Annotated in this window: 21 protein-coding genes and 1 tRNA gene; 9 read left to right on the top strand and 13 right to left on the bottom strand. The window is 69.5% G+C overall.

What is annotated here, in order from left to right; all coding sequences use genetic code 11:
• Nucleotides 1–23: 23 nt before the first annotated feature.
• Both aroA and GA707_RS01290 read right to left on the bottom strand, forming a co-directional pair.
• A complete protein-coding gene (gene aroA / locus GA707_RS01295; protein WP_152176608.1) occupies nucleotides 24–1,370 on the bottom strand; it encodes a 3-phosphoshikimate 1-carboxyvinyltransferase in 1,347 nt (448 codons plus the stop codon).
• On the bottom strand, nucleotides 1,357–1,899 hold the full coding sequence (locus GA707_RS01290) for a DoxX family protein (protein ID WP_152176607.1): 543 nt from the start codon (nucleotides 1,897–1,899) through the stop codon (nucleotides 1,357–1,359). The genes aroA and GA707_RS01290 overlap by 14 nt, the downstream gene beginning before the upstream one ends.
• A 157-nt stretch (nucleotides 1,900–2,056) precedes the next feature.
• Here GA707_RS01290 and GA707_RS01285 point away from each other — a divergent pair, with 157 nt between their 5' ends.
• Nucleotides 2,057–2,893, top strand: coding sequence for an SOS response-associated peptidase (locus GA707_RS01285; protein ID WP_152176606.1), 837 nt, complete (start codon nucleotides 2,057–2,059; stop codon nucleotides 2,891–2,893).
• A complete protein-coding gene (locus tag GA707_RS01280; protein WP_226963451.1) occupies nucleotides 2,886–3,533 on the top strand; it encodes an alpha/beta family hydrolase in 648 nt (215 codons plus the stop codon). The genes GA707_RS01285 and GA707_RS01280 overlap by 8 nt, the downstream gene beginning before the upstream one ends.
• Before the next feature lie 18 nt (nucleotides 3,534–3,551).
• On the opposite strand, the gene GA707_RS01275 is transcribed toward GA707_RS01280, so the two are convergent.
• A complete protein-coding gene (locus GA707_RS01275) occupies nucleotides 3,552–4,082 on the bottom strand; it encodes a ferritin (RefSeq protein WP_152176605.1) in 531 nt (176 codons plus the stop codon).
• Nucleotides 4,083–4,173: 91 nt separating this feature from the next.
• Here GA707_RS01275 and GA707_RS01270 point away from each other — a divergent pair, with 91 nt between their 5' ends.
• Nucleotides 4,174–4,929 (top strand): sigma-70 family RNA polymerase sigma factor, encoded by a 756-nt coding sequence (locus tag GA707_RS01270; RefSeq protein ID WP_370459965.1) that lies wholly within the window; start codon nucleotides 4,174–4,176, stop codon nucleotides 4,927–4,929.
• On the top strand, nucleotides 4,926–5,252 hold the full coding sequence (rsrA, locus tag GA707_RS01265) for a mycothiol system anti-sigma-R factor (protein ID WP_152176603.1): 327 nt from the start codon (nucleotides 4,926–4,928) through the stop codon (nucleotides 5,250–5,252). The genes GA707_RS01270 and rsrA overlap by 4 nt, the downstream gene beginning before the upstream one ends.
• Nucleotides 5,253–5,411: 159 nt before the next feature.
• Here the strand turns inward: rsrA and GA707_RS21675 are convergent, their stop codons facing one another.
• Nucleotides 5,412–5,486: a 50S ribosomal protein bL37 gene (locus GA707_RS21675; protein WP_370459985.1), complete on the bottom strand. Its 75-nt coding sequence runs from the start codon at nucleotides 5,484–5,486 to the stop codon at nucleotides 5,412–5,414.
• A gap of 288 nt (nucleotides 5,487–5,774) precedes the next feature.
• Between GA707_RS21675 and GA707_RS20660 the strand changes: the two genes are divergently transcribed.
• Genes GA707_RS20660 through GA707_RS01255 form a run of 3 tightly spaced genes read left to right on the top strand, consistent with a single transcriptional unit; the run spans nucleotide 5,775 to nucleotide 8,584 of the window.
• Nucleotides 5,775–5,936 carry a hypothetical protein gene (locus GA707_RS20660; protein WP_193315109.1) on the top strand — a complete coding sequence of 54 codons (162 nt, stop codon included), beginning with the start codon at nucleotides 5,775–5,777 and terminating at the stop codon, nucleotides 5,934–5,936.
• Nucleotides 5,937–5,993: 57 nt separating this feature from the next.
• Entirely contained in the window at nucleotides 5,994–7,403 is a 1,410-nt protein-coding gene (locus tag GA707_RS21595) for an HD-GYP domain-containing protein (RefSeq protein WP_152176602.1), read from the top strand.
• A gap of 5 nt (nucleotides 7,404–7,408) precedes the next feature.
• Nucleotides 7,409–8,584, top strand: a complete 1,176-nt coding sequence (locus GA707_RS01255) for an HD-GYP domain-containing protein (protein ID WP_193315108.1) — start codon at nucleotides 7,409–7,411, stop codon at nucleotides 8,582–8,584.
• Nucleotides 8,585–8,653: 69 nt separating this feature from the next.
• Here the strand turns inward: GA707_RS01255 and sodN are convergent, their stop codons facing one another.
• Nucleotides 8,654–9,055, bottom strand: coding sequence for a superoxide dismutase, Ni (gene sodN, locus GA707_RS01250; RefSeq protein WP_193315147.1), 402 nt, complete (start codon nucleotides 9,053–9,055; stop codon nucleotides 8,654–8,656).
• A 77-nt stretch (nucleotides 9,056–9,132) separates the two neighbouring features.
• Nucleotides 9,133–9,480, bottom strand: a complete 348-nt coding sequence (locus tag GA707_RS01245; protein ID WP_226963450.1) for a S26 family signal peptidase — start codon at nucleotides 9,478–9,480, stop codon at nucleotides 9,133–9,135.
• Between the two features lie 326 nt (nucleotides 9,481–9,806).
• Here GA707_RS01245 and GA707_RS01240 point away from each other — a divergent pair, with 326 nt between their 5' ends.
• On the top strand, nucleotides 9,807–10,994 hold the full coding sequence (locus GA707_RS01240; protein WP_226963496.1) for an NADP-dependent malic enzyme: 1,188 nt from the start codon (nucleotides 9,807–9,809) through the stop codon (nucleotides 10,992–10,994).
• Between the two features lie 23 nt (nucleotides 10,995–11,017).
• Here the strand turns inward: GA707_RS01240 and GA707_RS01235 are convergent, their stop codons facing one another.
• Complete coding sequence (locus GA707_RS01235) at nucleotides 11,018–11,662, bottom strand: acetyltransferase (protein ID WP_193315107.1); 645 nt, start codon at nucleotides 11,660–11,662, stop codon at nucleotides 11,018–11,020.
• A 95-nt stretch (nucleotides 11,663–11,757) separates the two neighbouring features.
• Between GA707_RS01235 and GA707_RS01230 the strand changes: the two genes are divergently transcribed.
• Nucleotides 11,758–12,684 (top strand): NAD-dependent epimerase/dehydratase family protein, encoded by a 927-nt coding sequence (locus tag GA707_RS01230; RefSeq protein WP_152176597.1) that lies wholly within the window; start codon nucleotides 11,758–11,760, stop codon nucleotides 12,682–12,684.
• A 36-nt stretch (nucleotides 12,685–12,720) separates the two neighbouring features.
• On the opposite strand, the gene GA707_RS01225 is transcribed toward GA707_RS01230, so the two are convergent.
• The 6 genes from GA707_RS01225 to GA707_RS01200 form a co-directional block, all read right to left on the bottom strand.
• The gene (locus tag GA707_RS01225; protein ID WP_152176596.1) at nucleotides 12,721–13,347 is read right to left on the bottom strand and encodes a GDSL-type esterase/lipase family protein; all 627 of its coding nucleotides are present in this window, start codon (nucleotides 13,345–13,347) and stop codon (nucleotides 12,721–12,723) included.
• Nucleotide 13,348: 1 nt separating this feature from the next.
• Nucleotides 13,349–13,531, bottom strand: coding sequence for a DUF6104 family protein (locus GA707_RS01220; RefSeq protein WP_152176595.1), 183 nt, complete (start codon nucleotides 13,529–13,531; stop codon nucleotides 13,349–13,351).
• Between the two features lie 4 nt (nucleotides 13,532–13,535).
• Nucleotides 13,536–17,483 (bottom strand): multifunctional oxoglutarate decarboxylase/oxoglutarate dehydrogenase thiamine pyrophosphate-binding subunit/dihydrolipoyllysine-residue succinyltransferase subunit, encoded by a 3,948-nt coding sequence (locus GA707_RS01215; RefSeq protein WP_226963449.1) that lies wholly within the window; start codon nucleotides 17,481–17,483, stop codon nucleotides 13,536–13,538.
• Nucleotides 17,484–17,693: 210 nt separating this feature from the next.
• Nucleotides 17,694–18,479, bottom strand: a complete 786-nt coding sequence (locus GA707_RS01210) for an ABC transporter permease (protein WP_193315106.1) — start codon at nucleotides 18,477–18,479, stop codon at nucleotides 17,694–17,696.
• Entirely contained in the window at nucleotides 18,476–19,507 is a 1,032-nt protein-coding gene (locus tag GA707_RS01205; protein ID WP_152176592.1) for an ABC transporter ATP-binding protein, read from the bottom strand. Before GA707_RS01205 ends, GA707_RS01210 begins: the two co-directional genes overlap by 4 nt.
• A gap of 229 nt (nucleotides 19,508–19,736) precedes the next feature.
• Nucleotides 19,737–19,808: transfer RNA gene (locus tag GA707_RS01200), tRNA-Arg, on the bottom strand.
• Nucleotides 19,809–19,903 lie beyond the last annotated feature (95 nt).

The raw sequence follows: 19,903 nt of genomic DNA, 5'->3' as shown, positions 1-19,903 counted from the left end.
TTCGGCGCGCGGGCGGCCGTGCGTCATCGGCCGAGCACGCTCGACTCGGAGGTGAGCATGTCGGCCCACAACGTGGTGAACGTCGGCAGGGTCTTGCCCACCGTTGCGACATCCTCGACCACGACGTCGGGGACGGCCAGGCCGAGAACGGCGGCGGCCATGACCATCCGGTGGTCGGCGTAGGTCCGGAAGAGCCCTCCGCTCAGTGGTCCCGGGCGGATGTGGAGGCCGTCCTCGGTCTCATCCACCCCCGTCCCCCGGGCGGTGAGCTCGCGGGCGAGGGCCGCGAGACGGTCGGTCTCGTGACCGCGGATGTGGGCGACCCCCCGGATCCACGTGGGGGAGTCGGCCAGCGCCGCGAGCGCAGCGACGACCGGCGTGAGCTCCGCCGCGTCGTGGAGGTCGACGTCGACGCCGCTCAGTCCGCCGGTGCCGCGCACCTCGAGATGGTCCCGGTCGAGGTGGACGTCGGCACCCATCGCGTCGAGGATGTCTCGGAACGCATCGCCGGCCTGGGTGGTATAGCCGGGCCAGCCGGGGACCCTGACCCGGCCTCCGGTCACTGCGGCCGCAGCCAGGAAGGGCGCCGCGTTGGACAGGTCGGGCTCCACGACGACGTCGAGCGCCCCGAGTGGGCCGGGAGCCACCGACCACACGTCAGGCACACTGTCGTCGACGATGGCGCCGACATCGCGCAGCGTCTCGATCGTCATGTCGATATGGGGCTGGCTGGGAACGGGCGGACCCTCGTGTCGGACGGTCACGCCCTCCGGGTATCTGGATCCGGCAAGGAGCAGCGCCGAGACGAACTGGGAGGACGCCGAGGCGTCCATCGTGACCGGCCCGCCCTTCAGACGCGGCCCTCCGGAGACCGAGAACGGCAGCGCTCCTCGATCGCCGTCGTCGACGACCGCCCCGAGAGTGCGAAGGGCCGAGAGCAGCGCCGACATGGGGCGTAGCCGCGCGTGCGCGTCACCGTCGAACCGGACCGGTGACCCGGCCAGGGCGGCCACCGCCGGGAGGAATCGCATGACGGTCCCCGCCAGACCACAGTCGATCCGGGCACCGCCGCGCACCGGACCAGGCTCGATCAGCCAGTCGGCGTCCACACCGTCGGAGACGGGCACGTCGGTGATCTGCGCCCCCAGTGCCCGCAGGGCCTGCGCCATCAGGACGGTGTCACGGCTGCGCAGTGGGCGCCGCAGCCGTGAGGTGTCGCTTGCCAGAGCGGCGAGGACGAGGTAGCGGTTGGTGAGCGACTTGCTGCCCGGAAGGCGCACGACTGCGTCGATCGGCTCGACAGCGGTGGGCGCGGGCCAGGTCTGTCCGACCGGATGTTGGTCAGCGGGGGATGGTTCAGCCGAGGGCATGGGTCGCGCCGGCCGCCTTCAGTCGAGCCTCCTTGCCTGCGAGCCTCGCCGCCATCCGCGCCTCGCGACGAGTCGTCCGCGCCGTCCGGCTGATGCTGTCACCGGCCATCTTCGCCCGGTAGGCCAGACCGGGCTTGCCCTCGGTGTCGACGGCGGCCAGGAGCAGCCCTCCGAGAAGCCCGACGTTCTTGAGCACCTGGACCTGCCGGTCCCGACGCTCCTGGGGGTCCTCGGACTCCCAGAACGGGTACTCGACGATGGTCGCTGGGACGAGGGTTCCGGCGAGGGCCGCAGCGGCGACCCGGGGGAACCTGCCGGTCGCCAGCAACGCGCCCGCGCCGATCATGAGCGCCCCGTTCGCGCGAACGAGCAGCTCGGGGTCCTGCGGAAGGTGGAGCGGCTCGGCAGCCTTGTCGACGAGGGGCTGCGCCCGCCGGGCTCGCTTGCCCGGGTGTCTCAACGCCTCGATCCCTCCTGCGACGAAGATGGCGGCGAGCATCGGTCGAGCGACGCGACGGACAAGGGACATGAACTCTCCTCACGGCTGATGGAGGGTGGTGCGGCCCCGACCACAGCATCGTCGGTGACACGTGATCGATGCTGGTCACGGGCGCGGTTACCCCTAGCCTGGTCTACGTTAGTCGCTGTCGCGACATGTCGCGGCCGCTGGGAGGAGACCCCGATCGATGTGTGGACGGTATGCGGCGACCGCCAACCCGGACGAGCTCGTCGAGACCTTCGACGTGGATCTCGACGCGACCGCGGAGCCGGGGCGGTCGGTCCTGGCCAACCCGCAGACTCCCGCGCCGGGACGTCCCGACTACAACATGGCTCCGACGAAGCAGGCTCCCGTCGTCCTCCAGCGGCCTGAGCGAGGCGCCCCCGCACGAGAGCCCATACGCCAGCTCCGCCTCCTGACCTGGGGCCTGGTGCCGCCGTGGTCACCCGATCCCCGTGCCGGGGTCCGGATGATCAACGCCCGCGCGGAGACGGTCCTGGAGAGCCGGGCCTACTCGGGACCCGCACGCACCCGTCGTTGCCTGGTCCCCGCCCGCGGCTGGTACGAATGGCAGGCGTCACCGGTCGTCATGGACGATCGGAGCAAGCCCCGCAAGCAGCCGTTCTTCATCTCCGATCCGGAGCACGACGTCATCGCCTTCGCCGGACTCTATGAGTTCTGGCGGGACAAGGACGTCCCCGAAGCCGACGACCCAGCGGCATGGCTGACGACCTTCACGATCATCACGACCGCGGCGGAGTCGGGCCTGGATCGGATCCACGACCGCCAGCCGATGGTCCTGCCGGCCGAGCGCTGGACTGACTGGCTGGATTCCGAGGTCACGGATCCATCCACCGTTGCGGAGCTTCTCGTCCCGGTTCCCGCGGGGCGGTTCCGCGCATACCCAGTCTCTCGTGCGGTGAACAGCAGCCGCTCGAACGGTCCGCAGCTGCTGGACCCGGCCCCGGTCGAGGACCTGGTCGGTGTCGTGGATCCGGAGACGGGGGAGATCGTCGGTGGGTGACACCGCGGACGAGGCCGTCCACACCATCGCGACACCGGAGGGGCCGGCGCGGGTGCGAGTGCGCACGGGCCCGACGGCGGGGCGCGGGACGCTCCTGCTCTCGCACGGTGCGGGTGGGCTGGGTGACTCGGCCGACCTGGCCGCACTCGCCCGGTCGCTGCCTCGTGCCGGATGGGTGGTGGGGCTCGTCGACCAACCCTGGAGGGTCGCCGGCAGGCGGGTGGCGAGCCCACCCCCGAGACTCGACGTCGCCTATGTCCCGGTCGTTCGCGCGCTGCGTGATGAGTACGGTCTCCCGTCTCCGGTGGTGTCCGCAGGACGGTCCGCGGGAGCCCGGGTCGTCTGCCGCACGGCAGGCGCGGTCGGTGCCGACGCGATCCTCGCACTGTCGTTCCCGCTCCATCCTCCGGGACGCCCTGAACGGTCGCGCTACGGCGAGCTCGCCGGCGCAGTGGGGCTGGGCCTGCCGGTCGGGGTCGTGCAGGGGGAGCGAGATGCCTTCGGCACCCCTGATGAGCTCCTCGCTGCCGGACTCGAACCCAGCCTGTTGATGGTGGTCCGCGGCGCGCATTCGCCGAACCCGTCCGACGTCGTCAGCGCCGTCCGCGAGTTCCTCGACGGCCGCTTCCCGGAATCCTGACCCGGCGCGCGGGGTGGTTCAGAGGGCCCCGCCGGCCGCCGCAGGCGCCGAAGCGTCATCCGAGTCGTCGACCTGCTCGCGAGCCAGGTGGTCCTCGATGTAGAACCAGTTCGACCCGGCTCGCCGAGCGATCGTGACGAGTGTGTTCATCTGCGCCACCTCCTCGACCTGCTCCTTGAGGAACCAGAGCATGAACTGCTCGCCGAGAAGGTCTCCCTCATCGCGCGCGGCCCGGAAGATCGCCTCGATCTGCCCGGTCACCTGCTGCTCCTGCGCAAGGGCGAGATCGAGAGGCTCGGTCACGTCGGAGAAGTCGTTGCGCACCTCGTCGACCCCGGGGATGCCGACATCCCAGTCCCGGTCGAGCAGGTACTGGACCATCATCATGGCGTGGTTGCGCTCCTCGACGCTCTGCGCGTAGAAGTGGGCCGCGAGACGGGGCAGGTCCCGGCCGTCGAACCACACGGCGATCGCGATGTACTGCTGGCTCGCGGTGAACTCGTGCCGGACCTGCTCGCGAAGCAGTCCGGCGAAGGACCTCTGCGTCATGGGACCAACCCTAGTGCGGTGGGAATGTGGGGCACGGGAGTGGCGTTCAGCCAGGAGTACCGATGCCGTCGACCGAGGAGTGCGAGCGCCCATGTATGCCGTGGTCCACTCTCCGACCCTCGACCCCCCGATCACCCGTGGGAGAGGTCGGTCTGTGACCTCGCTAGGCTGGAGGGTGATGACTTCTCAACCCACGATCCCCGCCGGTGTCTCCACCGGCACGGTCTCCGACGCCGGGGGCGAGCGTCCGGTGGAGGTCGACCTGGCGACCGAGACACCCGAGGAGCGACTGGCTCGCTTCGAACGGGACGCGCTCCCGCTGCTCGACCAGCTGTACGGCGCGGCACTGCGCACGACCCGGAACCCCGCGGATGCCGAGGACCTCGTTCAGGAGACGTTCGCGAAGGCGTACTCCGCCTTCCACCAGTTCACGCCGGGGACCAACCTCAAGGCGTGGTTGTACCGCATCCTGACGAACACCTACATCAACGGCTACCGTAAGAAGCAGCGGGAGCCGCAGCAGGCCGACAGTGCCGAGGTGGAGGACTGGCAGCTGCACCGGGCCGAGTCCCACACCTCGCGTGGACTGCGTTCGGCCGAGGTGGAGGCGCTCGACCGGCTTCCCGACACCGAGGTCAAGAGGGCACTACAGGAGCTTCCGGAGGACTTCCGGATGGCCGTGTATCTCGCTGACGTCGAGGGGTTCGCCTACAAGGAGATCGCCGACATCATGGGAACCCCGATCGGTACGGTCATGTCGCGGCTGCACCGGGGTCGACGTCAACTGCGCGGACTCCTTTCCGAGTACGCGGTCGAGCGTGGCTTCGGGACGGAGGCCGGGTCATGAACGACGACCGTCTCGTCCCGAGCGGCGAGGGGACGCAGGCAGGCGCCGGGGACGACTCCGTCACCCCCCACTACCACGACACGGACTGCTCCGAGTTCCTCTTGCGGATCTACGAGTACATGGACGGGGAGATGGGACCGGAGGAGAACCTGCGCTTCGAGGCACATGTCCGCGAGTGCCGCCCCTGCCTCGAACAGCACCGTGTCGACCAGACCGTCAAGAGCCTGATCCGGCGGGTCGAGCCCGTCGCCCATGCACCCGAGGCGTTGCGCGCCTCGATCATCGCAAGGATCACGACCATCAGGGCCGAGCCGCAGGGCTGAATGCACAGACCCGCGGCCGTTTCCGGCCTCTGGGTGTGCGTCCGGACGCCGGACCTGACAACCTCTCAGGCCGGAGGATCTCCGACCTGACGACCTCCGGCATGCCGACGGCCCGGACCCCGCGAGGGGGCCGGGCCGTCGTCGTCTCGTGCCAGGCGCTCAGGCGTTGGGCTTGCGACCGTGGTTCGCAGCCTTGCTCTTGCGGGCGCGGCGCTTGCGGGCGCGCTTGCTCATCGCATACTCCTTCGGGATGGGTCTCGTGCGGGTCCGCGACAGACGGACGCTCGCGGCCATTCTCGCACAGGTGCCCGATCGCGCCGATCCGACCACGGGAGGCCCTGAGCACTCACGGCGTTCGTTGTTCGTCCGACCCAGCGTGTCAGTAGGCACGCAACGGTGATCTGACGAGGTCGTACATGGGATGATGAGCAGACCCTCATCCGCGTGAGAGCGCGGACCTGCCGGGTCACCGGACCCGGTTTCCGTTCCACGCCCTACGGGGCCGTACGAGAAAGTGTGGATATGTCCAAGCGCCTCATCACCGTTCTCTTCGCCAGTCTCGCCGTTTTCGGGCTCGCCGCCGCTCCTGCGCAGGCCGCTGACCTGCGGACGGATGTCAAGATCGTCAAGCCGCTCGGTTGGGACTGGGGTGCCAAGCCGCTCGGCTGGGACTGGGGAGCCTGAGCATCACATCTCCGACCGGTTTCGGCTCTTTTCACGCGCATTCGTGTGCATGAGTAGGTGAGCAGAGAGTCTTCCGCGACCGCCTGGACCTATGTGATCGGGGTCTGGGCGGTCGTCATCGTGCTCGGGGCGCTCGCGGTCGTCTACGAGCCTCCGTCCCGCGCCGACCTCCTTCCTCTGGCCGCGCTGCTCCTTTTGGGTGTGCTGGCGCGCACTCTCCCCGACTCGGTTGTGTCGATGTCGGGCGACGGAGTCCGGTTCTCGTTCTTCGGCATCGTCACTCTTTCGGCAGCTGTGATGGTCGGCCCGTTCGGCGGGGCCGTTGTCGGCGTGCTTCCGACTCTTCTCCAACCGGTTCGGATGCGGGCCGTGCGGCGCGTGTTCAACGCCGGCATGTTCGGCGTCGTGGGACTCGTCGGAGGGTTCGCCTACCTCCTGGCAGGGGGCGTCGATCCGCTGACCGTCTCAGGCACCGGGTCAGTGCTCCTCGACATCGGGCTACCCCTGATCGTGGCCGATCTCGCCCAGGCCGCGACCAATGCGCTCGTGCTGTCCGGCATCATGACGGTCACCGCGAGGGTGCCCTTCTGGGTGCACGTCCGCGGGCTCATCGCGTCGACCGGTGCCGCGTACATCGGATACGGTGTCATCGCCTTCCTCCTCGTGGTGCTCTGGGGACCCGGCCAGATCCACTGGTTCAGCGCGGCACTCACAACCGTGCCTCTCCTCGTGGCCTGGTGGGTCTTCGGTCAGTTCGGTGCCGAGCTCGAAGCGCATGAACGCACGACGGATACTCTCGTCGCGGCGCTGGATGTCCGTCACCCGGGAACGGCCGGACACTCCCAACGCATCGCGATCCTCTGCGACTGGATCGGGGAGTCCTTGAGGCTCTCCCCTCGAGCGCTGACGGAACTCCACACGGCTGGGCTGCTCCACGACATGGGGCTTCTCGCTGCCCGCCGGGGTACCGACGACGAGATCCTCCGGCATCCGGAGACGGGCGTCCGGATGCTCGCAGGGATCTCATTCGCCGCTCCGGCGCTACCGGCCATCGGCGCCCACCACGAGCGCGTCGACGGGAGCGGATATCCACGAGGGCTCATGGGACCCGACATCCCACTCGGTGCCCGAATCGTCGCAGTCGCCGACGCGTTCGACGCCTTGACGTCCGGCACGCCCGATGTGGCTGCTCTCGATCCGCGAGACGCCTTGAGCCAGCTGGCGGCCGACCGAGGGCTGGACTCCAATGTCGTGGATGCGCTCGCTCGTGCGGTGGACCGGCATGGCGTGTTGGAGGTCTCGAGTACCGAATGGCTGAGTCGGGCCAGGGTCGGTGAACGGGCACGAGCAGAAGGCGAGAGTGCGCGGTCGAGCATGGCGACGATCGCCGCCGTCCTCGCCGCCGGTCGGTCAACGAAAAGCTGGATCATCCGGCATGACCACCCACTGGACCGGTTGGCACCATGACGACGATGGCCTGGTTGGTCGTGCTCTTCCTCCTCATCGTCGTCGGGGAGAGCGCCCACGTCCGTCTCGCAGGACGTCGAGGCATCTCTCCGATCGCGTCGGCTGCCGCGGTGGCCTTCATGCTCTCGCTCCCGCACCGTCCCGGGGTTTCCGGGGTCGTGCTCGTTCTCGGGGGCGTACTGGCGGTGGCCGTCGCCTCCCTCGTGGGGACGGCGATCGCCGAGGCGGCCGGCATCCGGACCTCGAGTGTCGATGTCCTGGGTCGCCTCACCAATGCCGTCGTGGCCGGCCTTCTCGCGCAGCTCGTCGCCGTGACCGGGCTCGAACGGACGATGGAGCCTGACGGCCGGGACTGGATCTACGCCTTCGCCCTATGGCTGAGTGCCCTCACAGCGGCCGCCGCAAGAGCCGCCGTCGTGGCCTGGTGGGTCTCCCGGTCCGAGCGGAGGGGCTACGTATCCACAGTGCGGGAGGAGGTGGCCACGTTCGGAATGCTGTCGTTGGCCAGCGCGACCACCGCGGTGATGATCGTCCTCTCCCGGGAGGCCGTCGGTCTGTGGGGTCCGATCCTTTTCACCCTCCCGCTCGTGCTGAGCATCGCCGCGGCGCGGCGCTACGCGCACACTCGCCAGACCTATCGGGAGACCATTGCGGCCCTCTCGCGCCTCACCGACCTGGCCGGTTATACGACGAGCCACCACGCCAGGCGAGTGGCCGACCTGGCCGTCGAGCTCGGACGGCGCCGGGGACTCTCGCAGCGGGAGATGGACACCCTCGAGTACGCCGCTCTCCTGCACGACCTCGGCCAGGTGGCTCTCGACCAGCCGATCCCGGGAGGGGCCACCGTTCTCGCCGCACCCCGCGACCAGGAGCGCATCGTGCAGGACGGCGTGGGGATCATGCGGCATTCCGGCGTGCTCGAGCCGGCCGCTGCCCTCCTGACAAGGCAGGCCGCGCCCTATCGCCTCATGCGCGAGGAGGATGAGCGCATCCCGCTGGAGGCTCGGATCATCAAGCTGACCAACGCCTTCGACGACTTCACGGGCGGATCCCGTGATCCCGGAGCGGTCTCTGTGGCCCTGGAGCGTATCCAGCTCGGTCTGGGCTACGAGTATGACCCCGAGCTCGTGGACGACCTGATCGACGTCGTGGCGCCCCGCGCTCGGCAGCGCCACCCCTGACGTCACGACGATGAGGGCCCGCTCCAGATGGAGCGGGCCCTCATCGTCGAGCGGTGAGCCCGGGTCTGACTAGGACTTCTTGGTCTCGGCGAAGATCTCTGCGATCTTGTCGATCTTGGCGAGCAGCTCATCGGCGGTGGCCACGTCGAAGCCGCCCTTCGTCCCGGACGCGCCGGCCAGCTTCGTGGCCTCGTTGAAGAGGGTGTGCAGCTCGGGGTAGGCCTCGAAGTGGGGAGGCTTGAAGTAGTCGGTCCACAGCACCCAGAGGTGGTGCTTGACGAGCTCGGACCGCTGCTCCTTGATGATGGCCGCCCGGGTGCGGAAGTCCGGGTCGTCGCTGTCCGCCACCTTCTCGCAGATCTTCTTGACCGACTCGGCCTCGATCCGGGCCTGGGCGGGGTCGTAGACGCCGCACGGCAGATCGCAGTGGGCGTGGACGGTCGGCAGCTCCGAGATCGTGCTCGAGAGCATGGCGCCGATGAAGCGGGGGAGTCGCATACCTGTGCCTCCTTGAGGGCAGTGGGTCTGGTGGCCTTGGATCACCCAACCTACCCCCTTGTCAGCGCTCGGGGTAGGCGTGTCACCACCCGCCCGAGGATGTCCGAGTCTGCGATCGACCCCAGGGTCCATGAGTCGCTGCCACCTGCGACGTTGTCCCTCTCGACCCACCAGCGAGCGGTGTCTTCCGGGTCGCGGTGGACAGCCCGCTTGACGAGCAGGAGCCCCTGCCGTTCGGGGTGTTCGAAGACCACCAGTGCGTCCGGGCGCGCGCAGGCGCCCCACCACACGAGGACGACGTCATCGGCCCGCAGGGTCGGCTCCATCGACACCCCGGCCACGCGAACCAGCCCGAGGCCGCGGCGACGCCGGCCCACCGGACCGCCGTCACTGCTCACGACACCTCACAGCGCCATCGTCGCAGGCGCACCCCGAGAGATCGGCGCGGGGGCGCCGTCGCGCGTTGCGGAGGTCACAGTTGGAGGCGTGCCCTTCCAGGTCCGGCCGGCGTGTGCCACGATGGCATCTGTCTGCCGTACCCCGCAGACGGATGACGCTGTCGATCCCGTGAGCCCGCCACCCGCATCCGTGGCCGCGGAGCCTCGACCCGCGCCCGCACCTGGGCCGCCGCCGGACCTCGTCGCCGTCCAGCCACCCGCGCCCGAGCAAGGATGCCCGCCTCATGGCCGCTGCCCCGTTCCATCCGTCCCGTGACGACCTGTCGATGGCCGCTGCCGGCTCCGGCGCGCCGGAGCGTGCCTCGGTAGCCGGGTCGTATGACCTCGACAGCGCCGTCTTCCGCGCCCACGAGGGCGGCAAGCTGGCTGTGCACGCGACGCAGGAGCTGCGCGACCGAGCCGACCTGTCGCTGCTGTACACCCCCGGAGTCGCCGACGTCTCGATGGCCATCGCCGAGAACCCGTCGTTGGCGTCGCGCTTCACCTCCAAGCGCAACACCGTTGCGGTCGTCTCCGATGGCTCGGCCGTTCTCGGCCTGGGCAACATCGGACCGTTGGGGGCGATGCCCGTGATGGAGGGCAAGGCGGTGCTCTTCAAACACTTCGCCGGTGTCGATGCCGTCCCGGTGTGCATGGAGACCGGGTCGGTGGACGAGATCGTCGACGCGGTGGCGCGGATCGCGCCGACCTATGGTGGGATCAACCTTGAGGACATCTCGGCTCCGCGGTGCTTCGAGATCGAGGCGCGCCTCAAGGAGATGCTGGACATCCCCGTGTTCCATGACGACCAGCACGGCACCGCGATCGTCGTCCTCGCGGCACTCATCAACGCCTGTCGAGTGCAGAACCGCGAGCTGCCGGATCTGCGGGTCGTCGTGAGCGGCGCCGGCGCGGCGGGGGTGGCGGTGACGCGACTGCTTCAGCGCGCCGGGCTCACCGACGTGGTCGTGTGCGACTCCCGGGGGGTGATCTCCTTGGAGCGGACCGATCTGACCGACCACAAGCCACGGATCGCCGCCACGACCAATCCCCGCGGCGTGAGCGGGTCGATCGGTGATGCCCTGGTCGGCGCCGACCTCTTCGTGGGGGTCTCCGGAGGCTCGATCGACGAAGCGGATCTGGCCCGGATGGCGCCGGAGGCGATGATCTTCGCTCTGGCGAACCCGACTCCCGAGGTGCACCCCGACCTCGCGCACCGTTATGCGGCCATCGTCGCCACCGGGCGCTCGGACTTCCCGAACCAGATCAACAACGTCCTCGCCTTCCCCGGTGTCTTCCGGGGCGCCCTCGACAGCGGGGCCCGACAGATCACCGAAGCGATGAAGCTCGCGGCCGCGGAGGCGATCGCCCGCATGGTGCCCGTGCCGACCGCGGAGGAGATCGTCCCGAGCGTCTTCACACCCGGGGTCGCCGAGGCCGTGGCCGACGCGGTGCGCGGAGCCGCGGACGCCTGAGCGGGTCCGGTGGGGACGCTCGGTCACTCCCCAGCACGGAGCTCGCGGGCCGGGTTGCCGACCACGGTCACCCCGGGAGGGACGTCCTCGAGGACGACCGCGCCCATGCCGACCACGGCGCCTGCGCCCACGCGGACGCCCTGGCGGATCAGGGCGCCGGTCCCGACGAACGCCTCCTCGTCGAGGTACACCCCACCCGAGACTGCAGCCAACGGCATCACGGAGACGTAGTCACCGAGAACGGCGTCGTGTCCGATCGCCGCCCCACGGCTCAGGTGGACGTGACGGCCGGTGACGACGTTGGTCGTGACGCTGACATGCGAGCAGACCACCGTGCCTGCTCCGAGCTCCACGTCGTCGCCCACATCGGCCGACGGGTGGACGGCGGGCGAGGCCGGGGGCAGCGCGTCGACGAGGCGACGGCGCAGTCGTCCGTTACCGACACCTCCGAGAACGACCGCGTTCGGGTGCCGCTCCGTCGCCGTGGCGATGGCTCCCAGGTGGGGGGCGAACGGGGCGAGGAGTGTCTCGTCGACGGCTCCGTCGTCTGCGAAGCCCACCAGCACGGGCCCGGCCAGCCCGGCCCGGTGACGAGCCCGCAGCACATGGGCCACCTCACGACCGTGCCCCCCGGCGCCGACGATGATGACGTGGTTCGGCGTGTGCACCGTCCCATGGTCGCAGACCCACTCGGGTCGATGAGTGGTGTGCGGCAGAGGCGGGATAGCGTGGTGCTTTCCGCATCCACGCAAAGGACGTCACCGTGCGCATTCTCGTCACCGGAGGAGCCGGGTTCATCGGCGCGAACCTCTGCGCGCTCGCCCTGGGCTCGGGGCACCAGGTCGTCGTCATCGACGACCTCTCGACCGGGGACCGGGACAACGTCGCCGAGCTCGACGTCCGGCTCGTCGAAGCCAGCATCCTCGACCGCGATGCCCTCGCCGAGGCCGTCGAGGGGGTCGACTCGGTGGTCCATCTCGCCGCCCTGGGGAGCGTTCCCCGCTCGATCAAGGATCCGGTGGCGAGCCACGAGGTCAACGCGACGGGCACCCTCAGGGTGCTCGAGGCGGCGCGTACGGCCTCGGTCGGCCACGTCTCGGTCGCCTCGTCCTCCTCGGTGTACGGACGCAACCCGGCCCTGCCGAAGAGTGAGCGCGAGTGGGTGCGACCGATGAGCCCCTACGCCGTGTCGAAGCTCGCGACCGAGCAGTACGCGCTCGCCTATCAGGAGTCCTTCGGACTGCGCACTCTCGCGTTCCGGTTCTTCAACGTCTTCGGTCCGCGGCAGCGGGCCGGACACGTGTACGCGGCGGTCATCCCGGTCTTCATGGACGCCCTTCTCGCCGGTCGTCCGCTTCCCGTCAACGGGGACGGGTCGAACTCGCGTGACTTCACCTTCGTCGTCACCGTCTGCGAGGTGCTCCTCGAAGCCGCCACCCGTGGGGTCACGCATCCCGAGCCGGTCAACCTGGCGTTCGGGACGAACACCAACCTCCTCGAGCTGATCGCACTGCTCGAGCAGGTCGTCGGTCACCCGGCACAGGTGGTGCACCGGGATCCGCGACCCGGCGATGTCCCTCACTCGCAGGCCGACAACACGGTGCTGCGGAGTCTGTTCCCCGATGTCGAGCCGACGTCACTGCGCGAGGGGCTGGCCCGCACGCACGACTGGTTCCTCCAGCTCGGCTGAGCAGGCCGCCGCAGGTCACGCTGTGGCCGGTCGAGTTCAGCCGTCCAGGCCGAGGAAGGACCGCCATCCGTTGTTGAGCACGAGCCACGCAATCAGCCCGTAGCCGGCCTGGCCTGGCAGTCCGGCCCCGGTGTCGACGTCGGTCAGCCACTGGTCGTGCCGACGCAGCGGTGACATGCAGTCGACGAACGGAATTCCGCGACGGTCGCAGACGTCCGCCTGGGCCTCGGCGTACCTCTCGAGGGCATCGTCCACACCGTTCTCGCCCGTCGGTGCCGGGCCGACGACGAAGGCGGCGATCCCGTCGCCGGTGGCCGAATCCAGCACGTTCGCGAGGTTGAGCCGGTGGCGGGCGATGGACAGGTTCGTCCGCGCGTCCTCCAGGCCGGTCGAGACGACGAGCCGGCGCTCGGAGTGTCCGGCCCACCGAGCCGGTGCCTCGGTCGTCGCACGGGCCAGAACCTCGGCCGTGGTGTCCCCGGCCACCGCGAGGTTGTATGCGGTGAGCCGCAGGTCGTCCCGCGCACTTCGCGCCATGACCCGGGTGACCCACCCCTGGCTGCGCGGGTCTCCCACACCCGCCGCGACGGCGCCACCCAGCGTCACGACGCATACGTCGCGGACGACGCCACCACTGTCGTCGGTGAGATCGAGCAGCCCCACGTCAGTCGTCCTCGTCGAGGTCGTCCGACCGGGCCAGCCAGGTGGCCAGGCGTTCGACGGCCGTTTCGTACTCGGGGTGGACGTCGACGAAGGTCCGCAACTGGTCGGCCAGCCACGCGAGGGTGATCTCCTCGTCGCCTCGTCGGTGCTCGAGCTCCTCGATGCCGCGGTCGGTGAAGTACATCGTGCTATGCGCGGTCGAAGACCTCGGACAGCAGAGCCTCCTGCTCGGCCTGGTGCTTCCGGGTCGATCCGGTGGCGGGGGATGCGGACGCAGACCTGGAGATGCACCGGAGGGCGCGTGTCTCCCCGTGCTCCGCGAGGGCCTCGGGGAGGTTCAGCGCCATGAACGGCCACGCCCCCTGGTTGCGGGGTTCGTCCTGCACCCAGACCAGGTCGGCATCGGGGTACTCACCGGCGGCGGCGGCGAGCTCCTCCGCCGGCAGCGGGTAGAGCTGCTCGACCCGCAGGACCGCCACCGAGCCGTCCTTGCGGCGGGCCCGCTCGGCCTCGAGCTCGTAGACGACCTTGCCCGAGGCGAGAACCACCCGCGTGACGTCACCGTCCGGGCGGAGCCGGTCCGGCAGCACGGGACGGTAGCGCCCTGAGGTGAACTCCTCGGGCATCGCCGACGCCGCCTTGAGCCGCAGCATCGACTTCGGTGTGAAGACGATGAGCGGACGCCTCGGGCGTGCATAGGCCTGGCGGCGGAGCAGGTGGAAGTAGTTCGACGGGGATGACGGGTAGGCGACGGTCATGTTGTCCTGGGCGCACATCGCGAGGAAGCGCTCGATACGCGCGGATGAGTGGTCCGGGCCCTGCCCCTCGTAGCCGTGCGGCAGGAGGAGGACGACCGAGGAGTTCTGTCCCCACTTCTGCTCCGAGCTCGAGATGAACTCGTCGACGATGGTCTGGGCGCCGTTGCCGAAGTCCCCGAACTGTGCCTCCCAGAGCACCAGAGCGTCGGGGCGCTCGACCGAGTAGCCGTACTCGAAGCCCATGGCCGCGAACTCGGACAGCAACGAGTCGTACACCCAGAACCGGGCCTGCCCCTCGCCGAGGTACAGCAGCGGGGTCCACTCCTCGGCGGTGTTCTTGTCGATGAGCACGGCGTGGCGTTGCACGAAGGTGCCCCGCCGGGAGTCCTGTCCGGCCAGCCGGACCGGCGTCCCGTCCATGAGGAGTGAGCCGAACGCGATGAGCTCGCCCGTGCCCCAGTCGATTCCGCCGTCCGTCACGCTCTGGGACCGCTTCTCCATGGTCTGGAGCAGCTTGGGGTGCACGGTGAAACCCGGCGGGACGTTGACGAAGGACTTGCCGATGTGGGCCAGGGTGTCCGTCGAGATCGCGGTCTCGGTCGCCGAGCCCCTGGGCTCGTCGCTCGACTGGGCGGTCGGTGGCTCCAGGCCGGTATCGGACTCGGAGTCACCGCCCGCGCCCTCCTTGAGAGCCTCCTTCGTCTCGAGGAACACCCGCTCGAGCTGCTGCTGGTAGTCCCGCAGTGCCGCGTCTGCGTCCTCGCTCGTGATGTCGCCACGACCGACGAGGTTCTCGGTGTAGAGCTTGCGGACACTGCGCTTGGCCTCGATGAGGTTGTACATCAGCGGCTGGGTCATCGACGGGTCGTCGCCCTCGTTGTGGCCGCGGCGCCGATAGCACACCATGTCGACCACGACGTCCTTGTTGAACTCCTGGCGGAACTCGTAGGCCAGTTCGGCGACGCGCACACACGCCTCGGGGTCGTCGCCGTTGACGTGGAAGATGGGGGCCTGGATCATCCGAGCGACATCGGTCGAGTACGTCGAGGACCGCGACGAGCTCGGACTGGTGGTGAACCCGACCTGGTTGTTGATGATGACGTGCACGGTTCCGCCCGTGCGGTATCCACGAAGCTGCGACAGGTTGAGCGTCTCGGCGACGACACCCTGTCCGGCGAACGCGGCATCTCCGTGCAGGAGCACCGGGAGGACGGTGAAGTCCTCCCCAGCGAGGTTGAGCCGGTCCTGCTTGGCTCGGACGATGCCCTCGAGGACCGGGTTGACCGCCTCGAGGTGGGACGGGTTCGCCGCGAGGTACACGTCGGTGGTCGAGCCGTCCTCGGCTGTGAACGTCCCCTCGGTGCCGAGGTGGTACTTCACGTCGCCGGAGCCCTGGACCGAGCGCGGGTCCTGGCGTCCCTCGAACTCCCGGAAGATCTGCGAGTACGACTTGCCCGCGATGTTAGCGAGCACGTTGAGGCGCCCGCGGTGCGGCATACCGATGCACACCTCGTCGAGCCCGTCCTCGGCAGCGCGCGAGAGCACACGGTCGAGAAGCGCGATGACCGACTCGCCACCCTCGAGGGAGAACCGCTTCTGACCCACGAACTTCGTCTGCAGGAACGTCTCGAAGGCCTCGGCGGCGTTGAGTCGACGCAGGACGCGCAGCTGCTCCTCGCGCGTGGGCTTCTCGTGGGGGACCTCGATCTTGCTCTGGATCCATTCCCGCTGCTCGGGGTCCTGGATGTGCATGTACTCGACGCCGATGGTGCGGCAGTACGAGTCGCGCAGGATTCCGAGGATCTTGCGGAGCTTGAGGAAGGGCTCCCCACCGAACCCGCCGGTCGCGAAGTGCCGGTCCAGGTCCCACAGGGTGAGGCCGTGCTGGGTGATGTCGAGATCGGGGTGCCGGCGCTGGCGGTACTCGAGAGGGTCGGTGTCGGCCATGAGGTGGCCGCGTACGCGGTATGCGTGGATGAGCTCCTGGACCCGGGCGACCTTGTTGATGTCGTCGTCGTGGGTCGCCGAGATGTCGCGCACCCACCGAACCGGCTCGTAGGGAATGCGCAGGCTCTCGAAGATCTCGTCGTAGAAGCCGTTCTCCCCGAGCAGCAGCCCGTGGATGATGCGCAGGAACTCCCCGGACTGGGCGCCCTGGATGATGCGGTGGTCGTAGGTGCTCGTCAGGGTCAGGATCTTGCTGACGGCGTTGCGGTTGATCGTCTCGAGGCTGGCCCCCTGCCATTCGGCCGGGTAGTCCATGGCGCCCACGCCGATGATCGTGCCCTGCCCCTGCATCAGCCTCGGCACGGAGTGCACCGTGCCGATCGTGCCCGGGTTGGTCAGCGAGATCGTCGTGTCCTGGAAGTCCTCGATGGTCAGTTTGTTGTCGCGGGCCTTGCGCACCACGTCCTCGTACGCGTTCCAGAAGTGGAAGAAGTCCATCTTCTCGGTGGCCTTGATGGACGGAACGAGGAGCTGTCGGGTGCCGTCCGGCTTGGCCTGGTCGATCGCGAGACCCAGGTTGACGTGCGCCGGCTGGACGACGTGCGGCTTCCCCTTCTCGTCCGTGCCATACCCCGAGTTCATCACCGGCATCTGCGAGACGGCCTTGACCATCGCATACCCGATGATGTGGGTGAAGGAGACCTTGCCGCCCCGCGAGCGGGCCAGGTGGTTGTTGATCACGACCCGGTTGTCGATGAGCAGCTTGGCCGGCACCGTCCGCACGCTCGTCGCGGTGGGGACCGTCAGCGACGTCTCCATGTTGGTCACGACCCGGGCACTGGCGCCCCGCAGCGGCGCGGTCGTGCTCTCGGCGGCCTCACCCGGCGCGGCGATCGCCGCGGGGTCGCGTGGCTTGGGCTGAGCGGCGCGTGGGATGGCACCGCCCGGGTACGGCGCACCCGCCGCGGTGGGACGACGCTGCTCACGATGCGTGGAGCTCGGCTCGGCCTTGGACTGCGGCACCTTCAAGGGCTCCTTCGTCGGCGCGGCCTTCTTCAGCTCAGGCTTCTCTTGCTCGGACTGTTCTTGCTGAGGCTGCTTCTGTTCGGGCTTCTTCTCGGGCTGCTTCGGCGGGGCCGGCTTCTGCTCGCGCTCCGGCTGCTTCTGTTCGACCGGCTTCTGCGTCGGCGTCGGTGCGGTTCGCTCCGACGGCGCCGTCGTCGAGCCCGATGGGGAGCCAGACGCGTCACCGACCGCGCCGTTGGATGTGCTGGCCGATCCACCGTCGGGGGTGTAGTCCTCGAAGAAGCTCCACCAGGCCTCGTCGACGAGGTTCTTGTCCTGTCGGTACTGCTCGTACAGCTCGTCGACGAGCCACTCGTTCGGGCCGAATGCTGCCAGTGGGTCGTCGTTCGAGTGCTCGTCGGGCACGGCGTCTTCGCCTCTTTCGCTGTGACTTCTCGTGTGCGCATGCAGGTCGCGTCGGGCGGGGCATGCGGTCATGCGGTGTCCACCCCGCGACTCGGACCAGCCTATCCCCAGACCGGGGGCGGTGGCAGTGCGGCCCGCCCCGCCCCGCGACGGGCGGAAGGGGTCGGGCGACCAGTGGTCACCCGACCCCTTCGCGCGGTCCCCGACGGGTCAGCTCACGTCCTCCCTCGAGGCCCGGAAGGCTCCCAGGCCCGCCAGGACCAGTGCATACGCGGCGAGGACGAGTGCGCCCTGCCACCACTGGAGGTACTCGAAGGCGAACGGCATGCCCTCGACCTGGAGCGGTTCCTGGACGAGCGCCACGGTCGCCATCCCGGGCAGGTAGGCGCCGACGGCCCCAAGGTCGAGTGCGGCGAGTCCCAGCAGGATGAGCTGCTCGCCGATCCACGCGACCCCGACCCCGATGAGGAGCGCAGCGATCTGGTTCTTGATGAGGGCTCCGAGGCCGAAGCCGATGAGCGCCCACAGCGCGAGGGCGAGGACCGACATCGCGAGTGACCGCAGCACGGTGTCGTCGGCCGGGAAGGGGTCGAAGCCGCGCAGCGTGATGATCGGGATACCGGTCGCAAGCGCGGCGATGACGTAGACGACCCCGTAGATCGCTCCCATGACGGCCGTCGCCACGAGCTTGGCGGCGAACAGCCGCACTCGGTGCGGAACGGTGAGGTAGGCCGAGCTGATCGTCTGGTGGCGGTACTCGCTGCCGATCGAGATGATTCCGAGGGCGAGGACGATCAGGTATGCGAAGGTCAGGCCGGACGTGTACGCCTGGCTGACCGCGTTGGGGGAGTCGAGCGGTGGCAGACCCTGGTTCCCGGCGAGGCCGGTGAAGAGCGCGGTCAGGAGGACGGCGCTCAGGGCGACACCGATCGCCAGGCCCCACCACAGGCGGGTCGTGAAGAACTTGCGCAGCTCGGCGCGGGTCGCGGCGATCACCGGTCGCCTCCTTCCGTCGCGGTCGTGGGTCTGTCGGCCTGCGTCCCGTCCTGGCCAGCGGCGGGGTCGGCCGTCCCGAGGTTGCGGCTGGTGCCCTCGGTGGCCTCGAAGAACAGGCTCTCCAGTGAGTCCTCGAGGATGCGCAGCTCCCACACCGGCAGGCCGGCTCGCATCGCGACGTCACCGATGAGGCGCAGGTCGCGGGTCAGTGCGTGGACGGCTCCGGGCTCGGCGGGCTCGGCGGGTTCGGCGTCGACGTCGGCGATTCGCAGGGCTCCGATGAGCCGGTCGGTGTCGCTGGTGCGCACGAGGCTCTTCTGTGCGCCACGGAGTTGCGCGATGGCGCCCTGGCGCACGAGGCGGCCGTTCGTGATGATGACGATGTCGTCGACCGTCGCCTCCACCTCGGCGAGGAGGTGGGAGGAGATGAGGATCGACCGTCCCTCGTTCGCCAGGTGCCGGAGGAAGCTGCGCAGCCACCGGATGCCTTCCGGGTCGAGGCCGTTCGTCGGCTCGTCGAGGATGAGCACCTCGGGGTCGCCGAGGAGCGCGGCGGCCAGGCCGAGCCGCTGACGCATCCCCATCGAGTAGCCGCCCGCGCGCTGGTTCGCCGCCGCCGGGATGCCGGTCAGCTCGAGCATCTCGTCGACCCGTCGGTCCGGCAGGCCCGCGCCGGCGGCCAGAACGCGAAGGTGGTCGCGACCGGAGCGACCGGGGTGGAAGCCGGTCGCCTCCAAAGCCGCTCCCACCGTGCCGACGGGATCGTCCAGCTCGGCGTAGCGGCGGCCGCCGATGGTGGCGGTGCCGGCTGTCGGGCGCACGAGACCGAGCAGCATCCGCAGGGTCGTCGTCTTGCCCGCGCCGTTGGGGCCGAGGAAGCCGGTGATCCGGCCCGGCTCGACGCTGAAGGTGAGGTCGTCGACGGCGCGGACCGGACCGAAGTGCTTCGAGAGGTTGGTGACCTCGATGCGCAGTCCGCGTCGGGTGCCCGATGGAGGTGGTTCGGTGAGTGGACGGGGTGCTGTCATGCTCGCCATCCTGTCAGGGGCGGGCTGGGCTGCGGATCCACCCTCCGGGCGACCGGCGGGTCCGTCTGGCGGGGGAGCGACGGCCTGACGTGTGCCCCCGGCGGGAGCCGAGCCCCCGGCCCGCTCGTTCCTCGCGGGGTCGGCTCCGGCTCCCATCATCATGCGGGGGGCACGCGAACGGGGCCGGTCACCATGCGCTTCGCGCACGTGACAGGCCCCGTTCAGCGGGTGCCCCCGGCAGGATTCGAACCTGCGCTCCCGCCTCCGGAGGGCGGTGCTCTATCCCCTGAGCTACGGGGGCGGGCGGAGACGAGAGTAGCAGGAGGCAGACGCAGGCTCCGCATCCCCGATCTCGGGGAGGAGCCGGCTCACCGGTGGTCGGCTGACCCAGTGAAC

The sequence above is a fragment of the Nostocoides sp. F2B08 genome (genome assembly GCF_009184895.1).
Lineage (GTDB): Bacteria > Actinomycetota > Actinomycetes > Actinomycetales > Dermatophilaceae > F2B08.
This window is presented reverse-complemented; position numbering and strand designations above follow the sequence as displayed.